11 protein-coding genes (1 of these 11 running past the window's edge) are annotated in these 22190 nt (G+C 62.2%); 8 read left to right on the top strand and 3 right to left on the bottom strand.

Going from position 1 to position 22190, the window contains the following annotated elements:
* Position 1 precedes the first annotated feature (1 nt).
* The 3 genes from AF70_RS01610 to AF70_RS01600 are packed head-to-tail and all read left to right on the top strand — an operon-like array spanning position 2 to position 4550.
* Entirely contained in the window at positions 2 to 1174 is a 1173-nt protein-coding gene (locus AF70_RS01610) for an efflux RND transporter periplasmic adaptor subunit (protein ID WP_028941184.1), read from the top strand.
* Positions 1175 to 3148 (top strand): MacB family efflux pump subunit, encoded by a 1974-nt coding sequence (locus AF70_RS01605; RefSeq protein ID WP_028941183.1) that lies wholly within the window; start codon positions 1175 to 1177, stop codon positions 3146 to 3148.
* A gap of 7 nt (positions 3149 to 3155) precedes the next feature.
* Complete coding sequence (locus AF70_RS01600; RefSeq protein WP_019579942.1) at positions 3156 to 4550, top strand: efflux transporter outer membrane subunit; 1395 nt, start codon at positions 3156 to 3158, stop codon at positions 4548 to 4550.
* Between the two features lie 66 nt (positions 4551 to 4616).
* On the opposite strand, the gene AF70_RS01595 is transcribed toward AF70_RS01600, so the two are convergent.
* Positions 4617 to 6245, bottom strand: coding sequence for a hypothetical protein (locus AF70_RS01595; protein ID WP_028941182.1), 1629 nt, complete (start codon positions 6243 to 6245; stop codon positions 4617 to 4619).
* Between the two features lie 326 nt (positions 6246 to 6571).
* Between AF70_RS01595 and pvdM the strand changes: the two genes are divergently transcribed.
* From pvdM to AF70_RS01570, 5 genes are all read left to right on the top strand, one after another.
* Complete coding sequence (gene pvdM, locus AF70_RS01590) at positions 6572 to 7942, top strand: pyoverdine-tailoring dipeptidase-like protein PvdM (RefSeq protein WP_028941181.1); 1371 nt, start codon at positions 6572 to 6574, stop codon at positions 7940 to 7942.
* The gene (locus AF70_RS01585; protein ID WP_028941180.1) at positions 7939 to 9219 is read left to right on the top strand and encodes an aminotransferase class V-fold PLP-dependent enzyme; all 1281 of its coding nucleotides are present in this window, start codon (positions 7939 to 7941) and stop codon (positions 9217 to 9219) included. Before pvdM ends, AF70_RS01585 begins: the two co-directional genes overlap by 4 nt.
* A 261-nt stretch (positions 9220 to 9480) precedes the next feature.
* On the top strand, positions 9481 to 10368 hold the full coding sequence (locus AF70_RS01580; RefSeq protein WP_028941179.1) for a formylglycine-generating enzyme family protein: 888 nt from the start codon (positions 9481 to 9483) through the stop codon (positions 10366 to 10368).
* A gap of 131 nt (positions 10369 to 10499) precedes the next feature.
* Entirely contained in the window at positions 10500 to 12158 is a 1659-nt protein-coding gene (locus AF70_RS01575; RefSeq protein WP_028941178.1) for a cyclic peptide export ABC transporter, read from the top strand.
* Positions 12159 to 12187: 29 nt separating this feature from the next.
* Entirely contained in the window at positions 12188 to 16363 is a 4176-nt protein-coding gene (locus tag AF70_RS01570) for a non-ribosomal peptide synthetase (RefSeq protein ID WP_028941177.1), read from the top strand.
* Positions 16364 to 16632: 269 nt separating this feature from the next.
* Here AF70_RS01570 and AF70_RS01565 read toward each other — a convergent pair whose 3' ends face one another.
* Together AF70_RS01565 and AF70_RS01560 are read right to left on the bottom strand one after the other, a co-directional pair.
* The gene (locus AF70_RS01565; protein WP_028941176.1) at positions 16633 to 19113 is read right to left on the bottom strand and encodes a TonB-dependent siderophore receptor; all 2481 of its coding nucleotides are present in this window, start codon (positions 19111 to 19113) and stop codon (positions 16633 to 16635) included.
* 342 nt (positions 19114 to 19455) lie between these two features.
* On the bottom strand, positions 19456 to 22190 hold the 3' portion of the coding sequence (locus tag AF70_RS01560) for an amino acid adenylation domain-containing protein (protein ID WP_028941175.1). It continues 502 nt past the right edge of the window; the window shows 2735 of its 3237 coding nt (coding positions 503–3237); its start codon lies beyond the right edge, outside the window; the stop codon is at positions 19456 to 19458.

Genomic DNA, 22190 nt, shown 5'->3' with positions numbered 1-22190 from the left:
CATGAAACGTCCCCGTCACACCCGACGCGCCCTGCTTGTTGCCCTTTGTCTGATCCCCGTTATCGCCATCGCGGCCTGGCAGGTTTTGCCAGCGGGTCGTGACCGCTTCGCCACGGTCCAGGTCGCGCGCGGCGACATTGAAAGCAGCGTCACGGCATTGGGAACCCTGCAACCGAGGCGGTATGTCGATGTCGGCGCCCAGGCCTCCGGGCAGATCCACAAGATCCATGTGGAGGTCGGTGACGTGGTCAAGGAAGGCCAGTTGCTGGTGGAAATCGATCCCTCCACCCAACAGGCCAAACTCGACGCCGGGCGTTTTTCCATCGACAACCTCAAGGCGCAGCTGCAGGAGCAACGGGCACAACACGACCTGGCCCGGCAGAAATATCAGCGTCAACAGCACCTCGCCGCCGGCGGCGCAACACGGGACGAAGACGTGCAAACGGCCCAAGCCGAACTGCGCACCACCCAGGCGCGCATCGACATGTTCGAGGCGCAGATCCGCCAGGCCCAGGCCAACCTGCGCAGCGATCAGGCCGAACTCGGCTATACGCGCATTTACGCGCCGATGAGCGGAACGGTCGTGGCCCTCGATGCTCGCGAAGGCCAGACCCTCAACGCCCAGCAACAAACGCCGCTGATCCTGCGCATCGCCAAACTGTCGCCGATGACGGTCTGGGCCGAGGTCTCGGAGGCTGACATCGGCCACGTCAAACCCGGCATGAGCGCCTGGTTCACCACGCTCAGCGGCGGTAACCGGCGCTGGAGCAGCACGGTGCGGCAGATTTTGCCGATACCGCCCAAACCGCTGGATCAGACCAGCCAGGGCGGCGGCAGTCCGGCCAGTTCCAGTAAAAGCGGGACGGCCCGCGTGGTGCTGTACACGGTGCTGCTGGACGTCGACAACGCCGACAACGCGCTGATGGCGGAAATGACCGCCCAAGTGTTCTTCGTTTCCAATCAGGCAAAAAACGTCCTTACCGCTCCGGTCGCCGCCTTGCAGGGCGGCCCGCAGACCGACAGTCAAACGGCTCGGGTGGTCGCTCAAAACGGTGAGATCGAACAACGGTCTGTGCGCACCGGCATCAGCGATCGTTTGAAGGTGCAGATCCTTGACGGACTGGCCGAAGGCGATCACCTGTTGATCGGCCCCGCCGACGGCAGCGGAGGTTGAATGCAAACGCCTCTGATCGACCTGCAGGACATTCGTAAATCCTACGGTGGCGGCGACGCGCCTGAAGTTCATGTGTTGCGCGGCATCGACCTGTCGATCCACGCCGGGGAGTTCGTAGCGATCGTCGGCGCTTCCGGGTCCGGCAAATCGACGCTGATGAACATCCTCGGCTGCCTCGACCGACCAACGTCCGGCGAGTATCTGTTCGCCGGCGAAAATGTCGCGGCACTCGACAGCGATGAACTGGCCTGGCTACGTCGCGAGGCCTTCGGTTTCGTGTTTCAGGGTTACCACCTGATTCCGTCCGGTTCGGCCCAGGAAAACGTCGAGATGCCGGCGATCTACGCCGGCACCCCAGCGGCCGAACGCCACGCCCGCGCCGCCGCCCTGCTCGACCGTCTGGGCTTGGCCGAGCGCACCGGCAACCGTCCGCACCAGCTCTCCGGCGGCCAGCAGCAACGGGTGTCCATCGCCCGCGCATTAATGAATGGCGGCCACATCATCCTCGCCGACGAACCCACCGGCGCCCTCGACAGCCACAGCGGCGCCGAGGTCATGACACTGCTCGACGAACTGGCGAGCCAGGGCCATGTGGTGATCCTCATCACCCACGACCGCGACGTGGCGGCGCGGGCCAAACGCGTGATCGAAATCCGTGATGGCCTGATCATCAGCGACAGCGCCCGCGACAACCCCGCCGTGCAGGCCTCGGCCAATCCCGGTGCGTTGCAAGCGGTGGATTTGCGCAAGCGGCTGAGCGAAGGCAGCGAGGCCACCGGAGCCTGGAAAGGCGAATTGGTGGATGCGGTACACGCGGCCTGGCGGGTGATGTGGATCAACCGCTTCCGCACCGCCCTGACGCTGTTGGGGATCATCATCGGCGTCGCCTCGGTGGTGGTGATGCTGGCGGTCGGCGAAGGCAGCAAGCGTCAGGTCATGGCGCAAATGGGCGCGTTCGGCTCGAACATCATTTACCTCAGCGGCTCCGCTCCCAACCCGCGCACGCCGCCCGGCATCGTGACCCTGGATGACGTCGCGGCGCTGGCCAGCCTGCCGCAGGTCATGCGGATCATGCCGGTCAACGGCGCCGAAGCCGGGGTGCGCTTCGGTAACCTCGACCACCTGAGCTACGTCGGCGGCAATGACACCAACTTTCCGGCGATCTTCAACTGGCCGGTGGTCGAGGGCAGTTACTTCACCGAGGCCGATGAGCGCAACGCCGCAGCGGTCGCGGTGATCGGCCACAAGGTGCGCAGCAAGTTGCTCAAGGATGTCGCCAACCCCATCGGCCAATATATCTTGATCGAAAACGTGCCCTTTCAGGTCGTCGGTGTGCTCGCAGAAAAAGGCGCCAGCTCCGGCGACTCCGACAGCGACAACCGGATTGCCGTGCCCTACTCGGCCGCCAGTGTCCGATTGTTCGGTACCCACAACCCCGAATACGTGGCCATTGCCGCGGCCGATGCGCGCAAGGTCAAAGAGACCGAAAAGGCCATCGAGCAGTTGATGCTGCGCCTGCACGACGGCAAACACGATTTCGAACTGACCAACAATGCCGCGATGATTCAGGCCGAGGCGCGCACGCAAAATACGCTGTCGCTGATGCTCGGTTCGATTGCGGCGATCTCGCTGCTGGTGGGCGGCATCGGCGTGATGAACATCATGCTCATGACCGTGCGCGAACGGACCCGCGAGATCGGAATCCGCATGGCCACCGGCGCCCGTCAGCGCGACATTTTGCGCCAGTTCCTCACCGAAGCGCTGATGCTCTCGGTGGTCGGCGGGATCACCGGCATCGCCCTGGCGCTGATCGTCGGCGGCGCATTGGTGCTCAGCAAAGTCGCGGTGGCCTTTTCCCTGGCGGCGGTCATCGGCGCCTTCGCCTGCGCACTGATCACCGGCGTTGTCTTCGGCTTCATGCCGGCCCGCAAAGCTGCCCGACTCGACCCGGTCACGGCCCTTACCAGTGAATGATCGATCTATGAAACCGCAACTGAGCCTGTTGACCCTTTGCCTGATACTCGGCGCGTGCAGCCACCCGGCTGCGCGCCCGGACAGCGGCATTCAACCACCGCCGGCCTGGCAATCGCCACACGATGAAAATGCTTCCCGGACAAACCGGCAATGGTGGACGCAGTTCGGCAGCCCGCAGCTTGATCGCTTGATCGAACAGGCCCGCGTCGGCAGTTATGACCTGGCCGCCGCCATCGCTCGGGTGCATCAGGCCCGGGCCGACACAGTGATTGCCGGCGGCTCGCAGCTGCCGGAGATCAAGGCCGGCATGAACGCCAACCGCCAGAAATTGCTGCGCGGCAACGGCTATAGTCAACTCGATGCCGACAGCAGCAACAAGGCCGTGGACTACTTTGACGCCAACCTCAGCGCCAGTTACGAGATCGACTTCTGGGGCGGCAAACGCGCGTCCCGGGACAGTGCGCAATTCGGGCTGCGCGCCAGCGAGTTCGATCAGGCCACGGTTGAATTGACCTTGCTCAGCGGCGTGGCCAACAGCTACGCGCAAGCCTTGTCGCTGGATGAACAAAGTCGCATTGCCGAGCTGAACCTGGCCAATGCACAGAACGTTTTGAAACTGGTGCAGACCCGTTTCGACTCAGGCTCGGCCACCGCGCTGGAACTGGCCCAACAAAAAAGCCTGGTGGCGGCGCAACAACGGCAATTGCCGCTGATTCGCCAGCAAGCCGAGGACGCCCGGATCAGCCTCGCCGCCCTGCTGGGCCGACCGGTTCAGCAACTTCCGCCCAGCCACGAATCCTTCGAGCAACTGCAATGGCCTTCAATCGACTCCGGGGTGCCCAGCGAACTGCTCAGCCGCCGCCCGGACATCGCCCGCGCCGAAGCGCAACTGGCCGCCGCCCAGGCCAACGTCACGGTCGCGCGCGCAGCCATGTTGCCCGCCGTGACCCTCAGCGCCGACATCGGCTCGGGCGCCAACACGGCCAGCGACATTCTGCGCAGCCCGTTCTACAACCTCACCGCCGGGCTGGTCGCACCGATCTTCAACAACGGCCGCCTCGGTGCCGAGCGCGACAAGGCCACGGCCCGCCAACAAGAACTGCTGGAAGCCTACCGAGGCGCGATCATCAATGCGTTTGCCGACGTCGAAAAAGCCCTCAACAGCATTCGCGGCCTGGATGAACAGCGGCAGTGGCAACGCGAAGAACTGAACCAGGCCCAGGCCGCGTTCAACATTGCGCAAAGCCGCTATCAGGCTGGCGCCGAGGATTGGCTGACGGTGCTGGAAACGCAGCGCACGCTGTATGCGGCGCAGGACTCGAATGTGCAACTGCGGTTGTCGCGGTTGCAGGCGAGCATTGCGTTGTACAAGGCGTTGGGTGGGGGGTGGCAGGTGCTTTGATCGAGGTTATCCGTCACCAAAAACTGTGTGGCGAGGGAGCTTGCTCCCTTGCCACAAGTGCCTGGCTTACGAACTCAGCGGCTTGACCTTCAGATTCCGCGCATACCACGGCCGTTGCGGCACTCGCCGGAACAAATCCGCGAGTTTCTTTTCATCCGTACCGAAGGTAATGCGCAGCGCCAGCTTCATGGTTTCCGGGTCCATTTCCACCGACTTGCCGACCTGCAATCCCGGCGTGGTGCTGCAACCGTGGGTGCTCGGGCCGAGCCACGGATCATCGACTTCAACCCAGCGCCCCGGAGCGAACCAGGGCACGCCATTGACCTCAAGCCGACTGAGTTCCCCCGGATGGAAACGCTCGTGGGCGCGGAACCAGTCTTCCAGCCGATCATCGATCCAGCCATGGAAATGCCAGAACACCGGGTTCACGTGGGATGAAAACGGGTCACCGAGGAAGTCGTTTTCCGGCGCATACCAGCGTGCGGCAAAGTCCGCCGGATCCCTGGCGAAAGGCACCGGCTGACCGTTGGAAGGATCGCGTGGCACCGAGGCCCAGCGCATGTGCAGCCAGTCGTGCAGCCCCAGCTCGACCTCCGAACCGAACTGCCCCAGGGTCAGCTTCGACAGATAACGCGGGTCGCGGTAGCGGGATTCCCACACCTGAAAATTGCTGTGGAAGGTTTCGGCGGTCTTGATGTCGCTGACCCACTGGGTGTACTCGGTGTCTTCGGCGGCCAGCCAGGTGGGCGGCAGCGCCGTGCCATCGTGATTGTCGAAATAGCGGGCGAAGCCCTGACGGTCGCGTTCAAGCTCCGGCTGCGGCATCGGGAAGCTCGACCAGGACGGCAGGTCCTGCATCGAACGCGCCGTGCCGAGCATGTGCCGGTGCATGAAGAAAAAGTCGATCCCCGAGCCATTACGGTCTTTGCGCGGCCCCCGGGCATCGCGCTCATTGCCTCGCGGGCCCGGCTGCCAGCCGATGCCGCGCAAGGCACCCTGTTGGTCCTTGGAGAGTTTGTGCCATTTGTCCCGCGAGGCGTGCCAGAGCTGGTGGAACAAGCGGTGTTCGGCGGATATCAGCCACGCCAGCAACGGCGGATTCAGACCGACACGCTCACGGGCTTCGGGAAACAGCCGTTTGCGCGCGACAAAGCGATTGTCCAGTTCCGGCAAACCAAGCGGGCGATCCAGACGCAGAATCCGCCCGCTGAGCGTGCCACTGCCGGCATTGCCGAAATCGGCCCAGACCTCATCGAGCGTGACCGCCAGCTCATAAGTCGGTGCGCCGTTGGCCGATTGCCGATCGATCAGGCGCCAGTACAGTTGGCTGGCGTCAGGCGACACCAGGTCGCCGATCACCCGGTAACGCGGCTCGGCTTCGCCGCGTAACTGCTGCGCGGTATCGAGGCAGCCACGCAGGCCGCGGCCGCGCTGGGCGATGTCGAGAAACAGCTCCAGCCCGTGCTGCGGTAAACCGTCGAGGCCCGCTTGCGAACCTTCGAAGCGGATATCCCAGATGCCTCGCAGCGAGTTGGCCAACTGCTGACCCGCGGTGTCCGCGAGTTCGACCGTCGCTTCGCCGGGGGTGATCGTCGGGTCCGGCTTCGTCCATTCGCGATGCCCATAATAAGCCGCAGGCACGGCAGCGCCAGTCAGCGCCAGGCCTGCCATGAACCATCGTCGAGAAATCGTCATTGCCCTACCTGTGTCAGCCATGAAGCAGGCTTTATCCAAGCTAGAACGTTTGTTGTGGGGGGAAATTTAAGCGTGCCAAACACAATCCCTGTGGTGAGGGGGCTTGCCCCCGTTGGACTGCGAAGCAGTCCTGAAACCTGCAACCTCGTTCCGCCAGGCAAACCGCATGCACCGGATTTACGACTGCTTCGCAGCCGGACGGGGGCAAGCTCCCTCGCCACAGGGTATCTCGCTGTCTCCTAATTTTTTCTGCCAGCCACTCGTTCCTCCCAGATAGCAAAGGCCCCTGCGCCTGCACCGGGGCGGCGAACCTGACAGAGATGGCAATGACAAAACCACGTTCGAAAAAGGCTCTTTACATCGGCCTGCCGCTGGCCCTGGCGATCAGCGCCGGCGCTGGCTTCGCAGTCTGGTATTACGGGTTCAAGGACAACCCCGGTTACCCGATCAAGGTCATGCAACAGGCCGACGAGTTGCACGAGCGCATGCTCTCCTTCGACAGCCACATCAGCCTGATGCAGAACTTCGGCACCCAGGGCAACGAAGCCGACAAGGATGGCGAGGGCCAGTTCGACCTGGTCAAGGCCAACCGTGGACGCCTGTCCGGCGCGGCCCTGACGATTTTCGGCTGGCCGGAACTGTGGAATGGCGCCAACGCGCCGCACAAGCCCACCGCCGGTTTTGTCGAAGAGGCACGCAACCAGCAGGAGATTCGCTACAAGATTATTTCCGGGATGGTCCGCGACTTTCCCAATCAGGTCGCCATTGCCTACACCCCCGACGACTTCCGTCGTTTGCACGGCGAAGGCAAGTTCGCGATTTTCATCAGCATGCTCAACGCCTACCCGCTGGGCCACGACCTGAAGCTGCTGGACCTGTGGACAGCACGCGGCATGCGCATGTTCGGCTTCAGCTACATCGGCAATAACGACTGGGCCGACTCTTCGCGCCCCTTGCCGTTTTTCAACGATTCGCCGGATGCCCTAGACGGCCTCTCGGACCTGGGCAAGCAAGCGGTGCATCGCTTGAATGACCTGGGTGTGATCATCGATGTGTCGCAAATGTCGACCAAGGCCCTGGAGCAAGTCGCGCAATTGAGCCGCACACCGATGGTCGCCTCGCACTCGGCGCCGCGAGCGATGGTCGATATCCCGCGCAATCTCAGCGACAAGGAAATGCAGCTGATCAAGAACAGCGGCGGCGTGGTGCAGGTGGTCGGTTTCTCCCAATACCTGCGCCCGCTGACCCAGACCACCCAGGACAAGCTCAACGAACTGCGCAAAGAGTTCGACCTGCCGCCCCTGCCGAACCTCGCCATGGCATTGATGCCGGGCGATCCGGTCATCGCTGCCTGGCCGGAGAAAAAATTCGGCCAGTACGCCAGCCGTCTCTACGCGACTCTCGAAGAAGAACCCAAAGCCAACCTCAAAGACCTCGGCGACGCCATCGATTACACGGTGCGAAAAATCGGCATTGACCATGTCGGCATCAGCTCCGACTTCAACGAAGGGGGCGGCGTCAAAGGCTGGGAAAACGTCGGTGACATTCGCAATGTCACGGCAGAACTGATCTCGCGCGGCTACTCCGAAGCAGATATCGCCAAGCTCTGGGGCGGCAACTTCCTGCGGGTCTGGGATCAGGTGCAGAAAGCCGCCAAGCCAGCGCTGATTTCACAACAAGGCACGAGCACACCATGAGCGATCGTCGCACCTTTCTGAAACAGGCCGGGATCCTCGCCGCCGGCCTGCCGTTGACTGCCGGCCTGAACAACGTCGCCAACGCCACGCCAGTGCCCTCGCCGCCTGGGGACAAATGGGCACAGCTGCGGCAGCTGTTCGACCAGGATCCGGATTACCTGCATTTCTCCAATTTCCTGATCACGTCGCACCCAAAACCTGTGCGTGAAGCGATCGAGATGCACCGTGCCGCCCTCGATAAAAACCCCGGACTGGCGATGGACTGGGACCTGGGCGTGATCGAGCAGCGTGAAGAAGAGGTGCGTGTCTGGGCCGGTCGTTACCTGCAAGCCAATGCCAGACAGATCGCCTTGACCGGCAGCACCACCGAAGGCCTGGCGATGATTTACGGCGGCGTTCATGTACGCCCCGACCAGGAAATCCTCACCACGGCCCACGAGCATTACGCGACCCACACCATTCTCGATCTGCGCACCCAACGGGACGGCACCCGGGTGCGCAAGATCAGGTTGTTCAAGGATCCGCAGACGGTCTCCAAAGCGGAGATCCTTGCCTCGATCGAGCAGAACATCAAACCGCAAACCCGTGTACTCGGCATGACCTGGGTGCACTCCGGCAGTGGCGTGAAACTGCCGATCGCTGACATCGGCGCGCTGGTGGACAAGCACAACCGCGGCCGCGCCGACCAGGACCGTATTATTTACCTGGTCGACGGCGTGCACGGTTTTGGTGTCGAGGACTTGAGTTTTCCCGCCATGAACTGCGACTTCTTCATCGCCGGCACCCACAAATGGCTGTTCGGCCCCCGTGGCACCGGCATCGTTTGCAGCCGCAGTGAACAGGTCAAATACGTCACGCCGATCATCCCGACCTTCTCCGAAGCCACGGCGTTCTCCACCACCATGACACCGGGCGGCTACCACTCGTTCGAGCATCGCTGGGCACTGAACGAAGCCTTCAAGCTGCATTTGCAATGGGGCAAGGCCGATGTTCAGGCGCGTATCCATGCGCTGAACAGCTATATGAAAAAACGCCTGCAAGCGCACCCGCAGATCGAACTGGTCACGCCTCTGAGCCCCGAGCTGTCGTCCGGCTTCAGCTTCTTCCGGGTCAAGGGCCAGGACAGCGACAAGATCGCCGCCTGGTTGATGCAAAACCGCGTGATCGCCGATGCCGTGGAGCGCGACGTGGGCCCGGTGATCCGCGCCGCGCCGGGGCTGCTCAACACTGAAGCTGAAGTCGACCGCTTCATCGCGTTGCTCGGCAAACAGCTCTGATCGCCAGCCCCATGGTTAATGTCAGTCAGTTAAGAAAAGCCTGCGCCAAGTGCAGACCCGTGGCGAGGGGGCTTGCCCCCGTTCGGCTGCGAAGCAGTCGCAAATCCGGCATATGCGGTGTGCCTGGCAGAACGAGGTTGCAGGTTTCAGGACTGCTTCGCAGTCCAACGGGGGCAAGCCCCCTCGCCACAGGTCTGGCCTTCACTTGACTGACTGGCATCAGCCCCCCTGATTCCCTTTAACTTTTTATCGAGAGCAATGATGAACAGTGAGCTGCGTAGCTTTTCCCTGAAGACGCTCCCCGCACTGGCCTTCGCCGCCGTGGTTGCAGGCCTGCTGCCGGGCGCCGCTCAGGCCGCCGCCCCCGCCCAGCCCGGCAAAGTGTTCAAGGACTGCAAGGACTGCCCTGAGATGGTCGTGCTGCCCACCGGGACTTTCACCATGGGCACCCCGGACAATGAGGTGGGCCGCGAGCCCGACGAAGGTCCGTTGCACCCGGTGACCTTCGCCAAACCGCTGGCCATCAGCCGCTTTCAGGTGCTGGCCGGCGAGTGGGACGCGTACCTGCGCGACAGCGGTTACGTCATGTCCGACGGTGACACCCGCCCGGGCCGCGAGTGCAAGGCTGGCGTGCCGCGCTATGAACGCACGGCCAGGCATCCGGCGGTGTGCATGAACTTCCCCGAGGTCAATGCCTATGTGGCCTGGCTCTCGAAGAAGACCGGCAAGCACTATCGACTGGTCAGCGAATCGCTGCGTGAGTATGCCGCCCGCGCGGGCAGCAGCGGCCCGTTCCCCTTCCCGTTCGATGAAGGCAAGGAATACAGCATCGCCAAACACGCCAACACCTACGGTGCCGCCGATGGCTACAACTTCACCTCACCGGCGGGCAGCTTCCCGGCCAACGCCTTCGGCGTGTACGACATGCACGGCAACGTCTATGAGTGGACCGCCGATTGCTACAACGACAACTACGTCGGCGCACCGAGCGATGGCAGCGCCTGGTTGACCGGCGAATGCACGGCCCGGCGCATTCGCGGCAATGACTGGGGCGAAGCTCCGGTGTTCTCGCGTTCGGGCAACCGCAATGCCACCTACCCCGACACCCGTGGCGACTGGCTCGGTTTTCGCGTCGCGCGGGATCTTTGAGGCTCCCACCTCCTGTCGCATGACCTGCAACAAACCCGTGCGCGGCTAAATCGCCGCCCACGGGTTTCGTCTTTCAAGCAGCCAAACTCTTGAACCTTTGCCCTTTAGCGGCACTTGAAGCGGAAACTTCCATGACCTCAAAATCCCGCGGAGCCTTCAGTGAAGTCCTCGGCCTGCTCAGGCCTTTCCGGGTCATCGTTGTGGTGTCGATCATGCTCGGCATGCTCGGTGGCCTCAGCATCACCGCGTTACTGGCGACCATCAATGACGCGCTGAACGCCGCCGACACCCCGTCGACCCGGGTGTTGGCAACGTTTATCGGCCTGTGCGCGGTGGCGTTGCTGACGTCGATCCTGTCGGACATCGGCACCAACCATGTCGGGCAACACATCATTGCCGGGCTGCGTAAATCCCTGGGGGAAAAAGTCCTGTTGGCACCGATCGAACAGATCGAGCGCTTTCGCAGTTATCGACTGATTCCGGTGCTGACCCATGACGTCGACACCGTCAGTGATTTCGCCTTTTCCTTCGCGCCGCTGGCCATTGCGTTCACCGTCACCCTCGGCTGCCTGAGCTACCTGGCCTACCTGTCGTTGCCGATGTTTGCCTTGCTGCTGGTGGCCCTGGTGATCGGCACCGCGCTGCAATACGTGGCCCGGGCCAAGGGCATCAAGGGTTTCCAGGCGGCTCGCGAAGCCGAGGACGAACTGCAAAAGCACTACAGCGCGATTGCCGCCGGCGCCAAGGAACTGCGCATCCATCGTCCGCGCCGCCAACGCATGTTCAGCCAACGCATCGAAGGCACCGCTGATTTCATCTGCAACACGCACATCCGCGCGGTCAACACCTTCGTGGTGGCCAAGACCCTTGGCTCGATGCTGTTTTTCGTGGTGATCGGCCTGGCACTGGCCCTGCAATCGCTGTGGCTGGGCACCGATAAAGCGGTGCTCAGCGGGTTCGTGCTGGTGCTGCTGTACATGAAAGGCCCGATGGAATACCTGGTCACCACCCTGCCGGTGGTCAGCCGCGCCAACATTGCGTTCAAGCGCATTGCCGACCTGGCGGAGCAGTTTTCCTCGCCGGAACCGCACCTGCTGCTCAGTGACAAAGACGCGCCGAAACCGGTGGTCGAACACCTTGAAATGCGCGACGTGCATTTCGCCTTCCCGGCGGTGGACGGCAGCAAGCCCTTCGCCCTCGGGCCAGTCAACCTGTCCATCGCCCAGGGCGAGATCGTGTTTATCGTCGGCGAGAATGGCGGCGGCAAGACCACGCTGATCAAACTGTTGCTGGGGCTGTATGCGCCGCAGGGCGGGGAAATCATCCTTAACGGTAAGCCGGTCCTGGCGCATGACCGCGACGACTATCGCCAGTTATTCACCACGATTTTCGCCGACTACTACCTGTTCGACGAATTGGTGCAAGGCGAGCAGAACGTTCCCGAAGACGCCAACCGTTACCTGGAACGCCTGGAAATCTCGCACAAGGTCAGCATCCGCGATGGCGCCTTCAGCACCACCGACCTCTCCACCGGCCAGCGCAAACGCCTGGCCCTGTTGAACGCCTGGCTGGAAGAACGCCCGGTGCTGGTGTTCGACGAGTGGGCGGCCGACCAGGACCCGGCCTTCCGGCGCATCTTCTACACCGAGCTGTTGCCGGAACTCAAATACCTGGGCAAGACCATCATCGTCATTTCCCACGACGACCGTTACTTCGATGTCGCCGACCAATTGGTGCGAATGGAAGGCGGCAAAGTCGTCGCGCAAAAAAAACCGTTGGCGACCGCCTGAACGATCCACCGCCGACTACGAGAGCCCCGATGAACGATTTGATCGATGATGATGTACTGGCGCTGTTGCTGGCCGATGCCGGTGATCAACCCCAGGGGATAACCGCCCGCGCCAATCAGCGCCCGGCGCCGCTGTCTTTCGCCCAGCAGCGGCTGTGGTTTCTCCAGCAACTGTCACCGGACAACGCCGCCTACAACCTGCCCCGTGTCATGCGCATCACCGGCCCCCTGGCACCCCGGCGGCTGGAAACAGCCCTGAACAAGGTGCTTGAGCGGCACGATATTTTGCGCAGTGCCTTCGTCGAAATCGATGGTTGCGCCATGCAGGTGGTCGATGCGCAGGCAACACTGCTGCTCGGCCATGAAGACCTGTCGGGCCTGTCGGACGAGGCCCGCGCCAACCGGATCGCGCTACGTATCGAGGCCCAGGCCGGCACGCCGTTCGATCTGCGTCAGGCGCCGCTGATGCGGGCGACTCTGTTGCAGATTTCGGCCGACGAGCATCTGTTGCTGATGAACATGCACCACATCGTTTCCGATGCCTGGTCCAATGCCATTCTGATGCAAGACCTGACACGGGCCTTTGCCCAGGCCGGCAGCAGCGATACATCACCCTTGCCCCGCCCGGCCATCCAGTACGCCGACTATGCCGCCTGGCAGCGCGGCGAATACCTGCACAGTGCAATCTGCGCCAGCAGCGCCGACTACTGGCAAGAGTATCTGGGGCAAACATTGCCGGCCCTCGATCTGCCGGTGGACTTCCCACGAAATGCCCGGCACAGCCACCCTGCCGGGCAGTATGACTTCAGTGTGCCCGCCCCCCTCGCGCAAGCCCTGAACCGCTTCTGCCAGCAGCAAAAACTGACGCCTTTCGTCGTGGCCCTCGGGGCCTGGCAATTGTTATTGAGCCGCTACAGTGGCCAACACGACTTTACCGTCGGCGTACCCAACGCCACCCGCAATCGCAGCGAAACCCAAGATCTGGTCGGCTTTTTCGTCAGCTCCCAGGTGTACCGGGCGCGCATTGATCCGCTGCTGTCCTGCGCAGACTTTCTCCAGCGGCTGCGGCGCGAATCGCTGGCGGCACTGGACCATGGCGATTACCCGCTGGAATTGAGTTTCGACGCGTTGCAATTGCACGCCAGCGAACACGCCAATCCGCTGTTCCAGGTGCTGTTCAACTGGCGCACCGAAGCCGGGCAACCGGACCGGATCGACCTGGACGGGCTGGCGCTGGAGTTCCTCGGCGCGGGGCCCAGCCAGGCCAAATTCGATCTGTCCCTGGACGTCGGCTATTCGCTCGAGGGCATCCACGCGAGTCTCGAATACAGCCGGGACCTCTACGCCCTCGCGACCCTCGAACGCCTGGCCCGGCACTGGCTGAACCTGCTCCATGCACTCACGGAAGATCCGCTGCGTGCGCTCGGCGAATTGCCGCTGCTGGCAAGCGACGAACGCCAGGTTCAGTTGCAGCAGTGGAATCCGCCCGCGTCAGCCATGCCTGAGGACGGCGTGCATCAGTTGTTCGAACGCCAGGCGCTGGCAACCCCCGACTCGGTAGCCCTGATCTTCAACGACCTTGAGCTCAGCTATGCCCAGCTCAACGCCGCCGCCAATGGCCTGGCCCACTCGTTGATTGCACAGGGTGTCGGACCGGAAGTGCTGGTGGGCATTGCCGTGGAGCGTTCGGCGCACATGATCATCAGCCTGTTGGCGGTGCTCAAGGCCGGCGGCGCTTATGTGCCACTGGACCCCGATTATCCGCAGGAACGCTTGGCCTGGATGATTGAAGACAGTGGCCTGAGCGTGTTGCTGAGCCAGCGTTCGCTGCTGGATCGGCTGCCCTCGATGCCCGGCGTCCAGCGACGCTGCGTCGACGACATCGATGTCCGGGGGACGCTGCCCGCACTTGACCCGCCCTGCCGCACCACCGGCCAAAACCTCGCCTATGTGATGTTCACGTCCGGTTCCACCGGTCGCCCCAAAGGGGTCGGCATCACCCAGGCGGCGTTAACCCGTCACGCCCAGGTGGCGCTGGAGTTTCTCGGCCTGACCGCACAGGACCGGTCCCTGCAGTTCGCCACGTTCAACTTCGATGCCTTTGTCGAGCAGCTTTACCCGGCGTTGATCTGCGGCGCCTCGGTGGTGCTGCGCGGGCCGGATATCTGGGACAGTGAAACCTGGTACCGCGAACTGCTCGACAAACAGTTCAGCGTCAGCGACCTGACCACCACCTACTGGAACATGCTGGCCAAGGACTTCGCCGCTGCCGGGCAGCGCGACTACGGTGCACTGCGGCAAGTGATCGTCGGTGGCGAAGCGATGCCACCGGAGGGCGTGGCGGCCTGGGGCAAGGCCGGGCTCGGGCACGTGAAGCTGCTGAACACCTACGGGCCGACGGAAACGACGGTCAGCGCCACGGTGCTGGATTGCAGCGACTACGTGACAGGGCAAATCGCCCTCCCCAAAAGCATGCCGATCGGCCAGCCTCTGGCCGGACGGGCGATTTACCTGCTCGATGCCGGCGGCCAGCCAGTGCCGGTGGGCGTCGTCGGTGAACTGATGATTGCCGGCGACCTGCTCGCACGCGGCTACTTCAAGCGACCTGAGCTTACGGCCGAGCGTTTCATCCCCGACCCGTTCGATGTTCAGGGCGGCGGTCGTCTCTACCGCACCGGCGATCTGGCGCGCTATCGCGCCGACGGTGTGATCGAGTATGCAGGCCGGCTGGATCACCAGGTGAAGATTCGCGGCTTCCGCATCGAACTCGGGGAAATCGAGTCATGCCTACTGCAATCGCCGCAGGTCCGCGAGGCGTTGGTGGTTGCCCGGGAAGGCGCGGTGGGTTTGCAACTGGTCGGCTATGTCGTGGCCCAAAGCGACTCGCTGAGCGAGCAGCAGCAACTCGACCTGCGCGAAACCCTCAAGGCTGAGCTCAAGGCCAATCTGCCCGACTACATGGTGCCCAGTCATCTGCTGGTACTGGCCGCCATGCCGTTGAGCCCCAACGGCAAGCTCGACCGCAAGGCCCTGCCGCAGCCCGACCTCAGCCAGACGCAGCGCCACTTCATTGCCCCCGAAACGCCACTGGAAAAGGCGCTCGCCGAACTCTGGCAAGAAGCGTTGCAGGTCGAGCGTGTCAGCCTGGACGACAACTTTTTCGAACTCGGTGGCCACTCGATTCTGGCCATTCAATTCATCTCGACCCTTAACGCGCGCCTGGGCATCAAACTGGCGCTGCAACACATGCTGGCTCACCCCAATGTCCAGGCACTGGCCAGATTCATCGCACGGGAGCATCAGCAGAATGTGCAATGCGTGGTCGAACTCAATGCCTCGACAGCGTCGGTACCACCACTGTTCTGCCTGCACCCCAGCGGCGGTATCGTGTTTTGTTATCAGCCGCTGGCGAAAAAACTCAGCGCCCATGCCCGGACCTTCGGCGTGATGCACAAGGGCTTTGCCGACAAAGACTCGAACGCTCAGACATGGGCCGAGATGATTGCCGACTACAGCGCACAGATCGTCGAGAAGCAGCCCCACGGCCCCTACCGATTGATGGGCTGGTCATTGGGCGGCGCCATTGCCATGGACGTCGCCGCCCACCTGGAGCGCCAGGGCAAGGAAGTGACCTTCCTCGGCCTCGTTGACACCACTCTGCCGGAACGTGACCTGCCTGCCGACCTGCCGCGCAAGCCTCAGGAAGAAGACAACCCGAACCACCTCAGCGCGGAAAACGAACTGCTGGCAGCACTCGAAGTCTTCAACCTGATGTTCGCGCATCTGGAACCGGCGGCGGCGAGCTTCATCGCCCGGAACCCGACGGCCGACCTCAAGGCCTTCTATCGCTGGGCCAGCGAACAGACAGCGACCGGGGAACAGGAAATGATCGCGACCCTGGAAGGCATCAAGCAAGAGATCATGAACGCGCAAGCCTATGCGATACATGAACGTCTGGTGGCGGCGTTCGAACAATTCTCGCTGCCGCTGCTCAAGGTCCAGGTCAGCTGCTGGTGGTCGCTGTCGCATAAAACCCTGGAGCAAGTGCGGTATTCGGAACAACTGCTCAGGGCCCACAACGTGACAGGCCAATTGCACACCTCGATCCACTCACCACTGCCGCACCGCAGTATGATCTACAGCGAGTCGCTACTGGAGTCGTTTACCGAAGTGTTCCTCGGCTGCCAGGGCGAGTCATGTAGCTGACCGAGCGACGGCAAACAAAAACGCAGAAGCCATGGCTTCTGCGTTTTTGTTTGTGCTTCAGGTAATACCGTAGCAGCTGCCGAGCAGCGCGAGGCTGCGTTCGGCTGCGCAGCAGTCGTAGACCCTAAATGTACGGTGTATCTGACAGACTGCAGTGCCTGATTTCACGACTGCTTCGCAGCCTCGCGCTGCTCGGCAGCTGCTACAAGATTAGCCCGCGCCCCTGGTAAAAGGGCGCGGGCCGGGACTTTGACGCTGGTGCAAAGGACTCAGAACTCCGGTGTGTATTTCACGCTGAACATCACGTTGCGTGGATCACCGTAGTTGTTGTTGCCGTTGATCTGGTTGTAGGCCGCTGCGAAGTAGGTCTTGTCAAACAGGTTGTTGGCATTCATCGCCAGCTCGATTTCCGGGGTGAGCTGGTAACCGACGCGGGCATTCCACACGGTGTAACCCGGAACGTTGACGGAGTGGTCGAAACCTATCGTGTGGGTTTGTGCGGTAAAGCCCAGGCCTGTACTCACACGGCTCCAGTCGCCGCTCAACTGATAATTGCCCCACACACGCAGCATGTGTTTAGGCGTCCACCAGCTGAAGATTTTGCCTTCGTTGTCAGGGTCGTCGAGGTATTTGGTGGTGTTGTAGGTGTAGCCGGCAAACAGTTGCAGATTGTCGATCACTTCGCCGCTGATTTCGGCGTCCAGACCCTGGCTGCGCACTTTGCCCGATGCCGTCGAGCAGAACCAACCGTCGCAGGTTTGCGCACCCTGCGTATCGAGAACGGCACGGTTTTCCTGGTCGTAACGGAACAGGGCCACGGAGGTATTGATCCGGCCATCCATCAACTCGCCCTTGAGACCAATCTCGTAGTTACTGCCGATAATCGGTTTGAGTACCGCGCCGGCGGTATCGCGTTCGGTCTGCGGTGTATATACGTCGGTGTAACTGGCGTAGACCGCCCATTCGCGGCTCAGGTCATAGACGATACCGGCATAGGGCGTGACTTCTCCGGTTTCAGTGGCGGTGCTTTTTGGATCTTCTGTAATGCCGCTCGCGGTCTGGGTCGAAGACTTGTAATTGTAGTCGTACCAACTGACGCGCGAGCCGAGCACCAGGGTCAGGTCTTCAACAGGCTTGACCCGCCAGCTGCCGTACAGGCCTTTCTGGCGGATGTCGTATTGGCTGGGAGTCCCACGACCACCGGGGCTATTGATCAAGCCTTCGTAGCTGATATCCGGACGGTTGTGATCAATGTCGAAGATATTGTCGGAGCTGTCATTGAAGGTTCGGGCGTATTTGTCGTCCGAGGTGTATTTGGAATAGTTGCCGCCCACCATGATTTCCTGCGGCATGGACAAGGCTTCGAACTTGCCGGTGAGGTTCATGTCCAGAGCAACTTTGGTGGAGTCCATGTCCGTCACGAAGTCCGCGTATTGCACGCCGCTGCCATCGGGATTGATGCCATCGCCGGTGGATTGCACCCGCTGGTTCTTCGCCTTGTTGGTTTCCGTCATGCGCACGGCGCCGATCTTGAAAGCCCAGTCATCGTTGAAACGGTGTTCCAGATCGGTGTAGAGCGTGGTGACGTCGATATCCGAATGGTTCCACTTCGCCCCGGTGTACGTGCTGCGCGGCAGGTCGATGGGTTTACTGTCGGAGTAACGCGGGAAGCCGCGGACATTCGAGCGCGATTCGCCGTCGGACTGGCTGACCGCCACGCCCACGGTGGTGGCTTCGCTCAGATCGAAGTCCAGCGCGCCGTACAGCGAGGTGGTCTTGTACCATTCGGAATCAACGAACGTGTGGGTGTCGTCCTGGTCGGCCACGAAACGTCCACGGATGGTGCCGTTCTGGTTCAACGGCCCACCGGCGTCCAGTTGCAGACCGTAGTGATCCCAGGAGCCGGCCTTGCCGGTCAGGGTCACGGTCGGTGTGGCCTGACCGCGCTTGCGCACCAGGTTGACCGCGCCACCCGGGCTGCCGGTGCCTTGCAGCAAGCCCGACGCACCACGCAGCACTTCCATGCGATCGAAGAAAATCAAGTCCTGCGTGGCCCAGTTGCCCAGCGCGTAAGTGTTGCGCGGGATCGGCACACCGTCGTACTGCCAGTCATCAATCTGGAAACCGCGCGAAGAGAGGATCAAACCTCTGCCGACGCCTTGGGCACCGACCAGTCCGGTGGTCTTGTTGGCGGCGTCCTTGAGATCGACGATATCCTGATCATCCATTTGCTTGCGGGTCATCACCGTGACCGACTGCGGGATTTCCTTGAGGGTGTGGGTGCCCTTGCCGATGGTCACGGCATTCGAGGTGTAGGAATTCGAACCTTCGGTGGTCGCGCCCACCTGTTGCGCGTTGATGGTGGTGGCGCCCAGTTCCAGACCCTCGGTCGAACTGCCGCGTACCAGCATCAGCGTGTTGCCTTCAAAGCTGTAGTGCACGCCCGTGCCCTTGAGCAATTGGGCAATCGCCGCTTCGCTGCTCAACTTGCCGCTGACGCGTGTGCTGCGCAGGCCGGTCATATCATCGGCGCTGTAGATCACCTGCTGATTGGTCTGCGTGCCAAACGCCTGCAACGCCTGGGGCAAAGGCTGGGCAGGAATGTCGAGGGTGAAGTCTTCGGCGTGGACCTGCGCGCTGAGCGGCAGCAGGCAAGCCATGCCCAGACCGGCCAACGAGCGACGCGAGCGCAGGGTTCGGGCAATGACCAAAGCCTTGAACAGAGGTTTCAACTCATGAATTGCTGACATCGTGCTCTCTATTTTTAATTGAAATGGATAGGATCCATGGGCAATCGAGTGCCCTGCCGCTGCCTGGACCTGTGAACCACCTGGATCGGCTGCCATCTCGGGCAACGTGTCGCAAGTCGATGACCGGCCCCTCCCCGGGCACGATCGTTTGTCCGGGCAGCGGTAAAAATGTGTACGGCTGGGAAAACCTGAGCCCAGTGGCTACCCTGCCCGGCTCGATTTATCTGCTTACGTAAGTAAGACGCAGCACCGCGCAAAAACCGGAATGAGTTTATTTATCATTTGCACAAAAATTCAAAAAAAAGGCCGACGCATTGGGCGTCGGCCTTTTTTTCTGCTACTTCAACCGTTTTGTGCAGTCTTGGCGTTCTGCAGTTGCCGGGCTTTTTCGGTGAGCAACGCTTTTTCTTCGGGGCTCATGTTGTCCAGACGCAACCGCGCCTGGGCGATTTTCTCCAACTGACCCGGACTGCTTTCCCGGGAGCGCAACGCCGCCGCCAGCCCCGCCACGGTCGGATGGTCAAACACCACGCCCGGCTGGATTTCGCACTGCAACAACTTGCGAATGCCGGCCACCAGTTTGATCACCAGCAAGGAATGGCCCCCAGCGGCGAAAAAGTCCCGGTCGATGCCCAGACGCTCAACCCCCAGCAACTGCGCCATGCGCGTCACCAGCAATTGCTCAAGAGCATCGCGGGGTTGCATGCCTTCATCGTCAGCCGAGGTGGACGCGAGTTGTTGCAAGGCCTTGCGGTCAACCTTGCCGTTGGCCAGTCGCGGGAAGCTGTCGATCAACTGCAAGTGCTGCGGCAGCATCACACTGGGCAGGCGCCGCGCCAGTTCGTCGCGAACGGCATCGAGCAAAGTCGCCGAAGGCGCCTGATGCGGCACGATGAACGCGAGCATCCCGTCTTGCGCGGACGGCCCCGGCAACACCAGTGCTTGCGCGACCTGCGGCACACGCAGTAACTCGGCTTCGATCTCTGCCAGTTCGATACGGAAACCCCGCACCTTGATTTGCTGATCGCGCCGACCGTGCAACGCAATCGCCAGATCCGGGCGATAGCGGGCCAGGTCGCCGGTGCGGTACAGGCGCTCCTGCGGATTGAACGGGCTCTGGATGAACACTTGCGAATCGGCCTCGACATTCACGTAGCCGCGACACAACTGCGCGCCGCCGAGGTACAACTCGCCCAGCACACCGACCGGCGCCAGTTGCCGGTTATCGTCGAGTACAAACACCTGATTGTTGCCCAACACCCGGGACAGAACGCCGGCGTCAGGCACCGCCGCCTCCAGATGCAGCGGATGAACCAGCACGCCGACCGTGGCCTCGGTCGGGCCGTAGTGATTGAACACCCGGCAATCACTGCGCAAACCGGCGATCCGTTGCACCAATCCCTGGGCAATCGGCTCGCCGCCCAGCACCAGCGTGCGCGGCAGTTGCGCGCGTTCGCTGTCGAGCAGCGCGGCCAGGTGCGACGGAACGATCTTCAGGCAATCGATGGCCTGCCGTTGCAGGAAATCGGCAAACAAATTGCCGTCCTGCATTTGCTCATCGCTGGCCACATGCAGCGCGGCGCCGTTGAACAAGGCGCCGAACAGCGCCGTGTTGCCCAGGTCCGCCGCCACCGTGGAGGTAAAGCCGAACTGCTGGCATTGATCCAGCCCCAGGGCCTGGCTGACGTGAGCGGTGTAATTAAGTAATTGCCGATGCTCGATGACCACGCCTTTCGGCATACCGGTGGAGCCGGAGGTGAACAGCACGTACGCCGCCTGATCGCCCTGTGTGTCTAGGATGATGGCCGACGTGCTCGCCGGGGTCGATTGCAGCACACGATCCACGGTCGCCAGAGGCAACGGATAATCGTGCCATTGCGCGATGTGCCCGGCGTCCACCAGCAGCAACGCAGCGCCGGCCTGTTCCAGCATCAAGGCTTGACGGGCTTGCGGCCATTGCGGGTCCAGCGGCAGGTACGCCGCGCCGATACGCCACGCCGCGAGCATGGCGATCACCAGCTCCGCCGAGCGTGGCAAGGCCAGCGCGACGATAGCCCCCGGCGCCATGCCCTGGGCTTTTAATGCCTGGGCCAACACCTCGACCTTCGCCTGCAACTGCCCGTAACTCAGGCGTTGATCGCCGTCAGTCAGGGCGATAGCTTGCGGCGTGGTCCGAGCCCAGTCGGCAATGCGCTGCGGCAAGAACCGGCTATCGACCCGTGCTCGCGCTGGCGGGTTGATCGACAGCAAGCGCTGTTGTTCGGCGGCTCCCAACACCTTCAGTTGACCGAGTTCGGCGTGAAGATTGGCAACGATGTTTTCCAGCAATACGCGCAACTGCGCCAGCAACCCTTCCATCGCCTGGACCGAGTAACGGGACGCGTTGTAATGCAGGTGGAACGCGTGGGCGTTGCCCGCCTCGTCCGTTTCCAGTTCAAGCATTAATTCAAACAGTGCTTCGCGCACTGCCGAACGCGGAGTCCATTGCAGATCAGCGGACGTCGGGGCTTGCATGGCCCGGCACACGGCAAAACCATACGCCGGGCGAGCCGCCGTCGGCGCCAGTTCAGGCGCCCAGTATTCCTGCCACGTACGGTGCTCATCCAGACGCGCCGCCAACGCCGCCACCCAGGTGCTGAACCCTGCGTTCGCCGTCAGTGACAGGTTCAGCGGCAGGGTTTTCTCGAACACGCCCACGGCATCGCTGAAGTATTGGTAATCTTCGCGACTGTCATGCCGCACACCGACCAGCACCTGTTGATGCCCACTGAGCCGACCCAGCAACAGCCACCAGGCCGCTTGCAGCACCACACTCGGCGATTGCTCCAACGTCCCGGCCACTTGCTGCAAACCGCTGCGCAGTGCCGGATCGAGCGTGAGCGCCAGCGATTCAGTGACCGACGACAATCCAGGATTCCCGTCGCGATAGGCCAGCCACGGGGTACTCAAATCGGGATCGGCGCCTTGCAGGTGTTCCTGCCAGTAGATACGTGCGCCGGCCGCGTCTTCGTCGAGCACCACTTCACTGCGCCATTCCAGGTATTGGGTGAATTCACCGGTCTTTTCATCATCGTCCG

Source organism: Pseudomonas sp. KD5, assembly GCF_012932895.1.
Taxonomy (GTDB): Bacteria; Pseudomonadota; Gammaproteobacteria; order Pseudomonadales; family Pseudomonadaceae; genus Aquipseudomonas.
Note: the sequence above shows the minus strand (reverse complement) of the source record. Positions and strands in the feature narration are given on the sequence as shown.

What these genes read in the sequence shown, in the direction of transcription:
- AF70_RS01610 (WP_028941184.1), top strand. Translation starts at nt 2, where the DNA reads ATGAAACGTCCCCGTCACACCCGACGCGCCCTGCTTGTTGCCCTTTGT.
- AF70_RS01605 (WP_028941183.1), top strand. Translation starts at nt 1,175, where the DNA reads ATGCAAACGCCTCTGATCGACCTGCAGGACATTCGTAAATCCTACGGT.
- AF70_RS01600 (WP_019579942.1), top strand. Translation starts at nt 3,156, where the DNA reads ATGAAACCGCAACTGAGCCTGTTGACCCTTTGCCTGATACTCGGCGCG.
- AF70_RS01595 (WP_028941182.1), bottom strand. Translation starts at nt 6,245, where the DNA reads ATGACGATTTCTCGACGATGGTTCATGGCAGGCCTGGCGCTGACTGGC.
- pvdM (WP_028941181.1), top strand. Translation starts at nt 6,572, where the DNA reads ATGACAAAACCACGTTCGAAAAAGGCTCTTTACATCGGCCTGCCGCTG.
- AF70_RS01585 (WP_028941180.1), top strand. Translation starts at nt 7,939, where the DNA reads ATGAGCGATCGTCGCACCTTTCTGAAACAGGCCGGGATCCTCGCCGCC.
- AF70_RS01580 (WP_028941179.1), top strand. Translation starts at nt 9,481, where the DNA reads ATGAACAGTGAGCTGCGTAGCTTTTCCCTGAAGACGCTCCCCGCACTG.
- AF70_RS01575 (WP_028941178.1), top strand. Translation starts at nt 10,500, where the DNA reads ATGACCTCAAAATCCCGCGGAGCCTTCAGTGAAGTCCTCGGCCTGCTC.
- AF70_RS01570 (WP_028941177.1), top strand. Translation starts at nt 12,188, where the DNA reads ATGAACGATTTGATCGATGATGATGTACTGGCGCTGTTGCTGGCCGAT.
- AF70_RS01565 (WP_028941176.1), bottom strand. Translation starts at nt 19,113, where the DNA reads ATGTCAGCAATTCATGAGTTGAAACCTCTGTTCAAGGCTTTGGTCATT.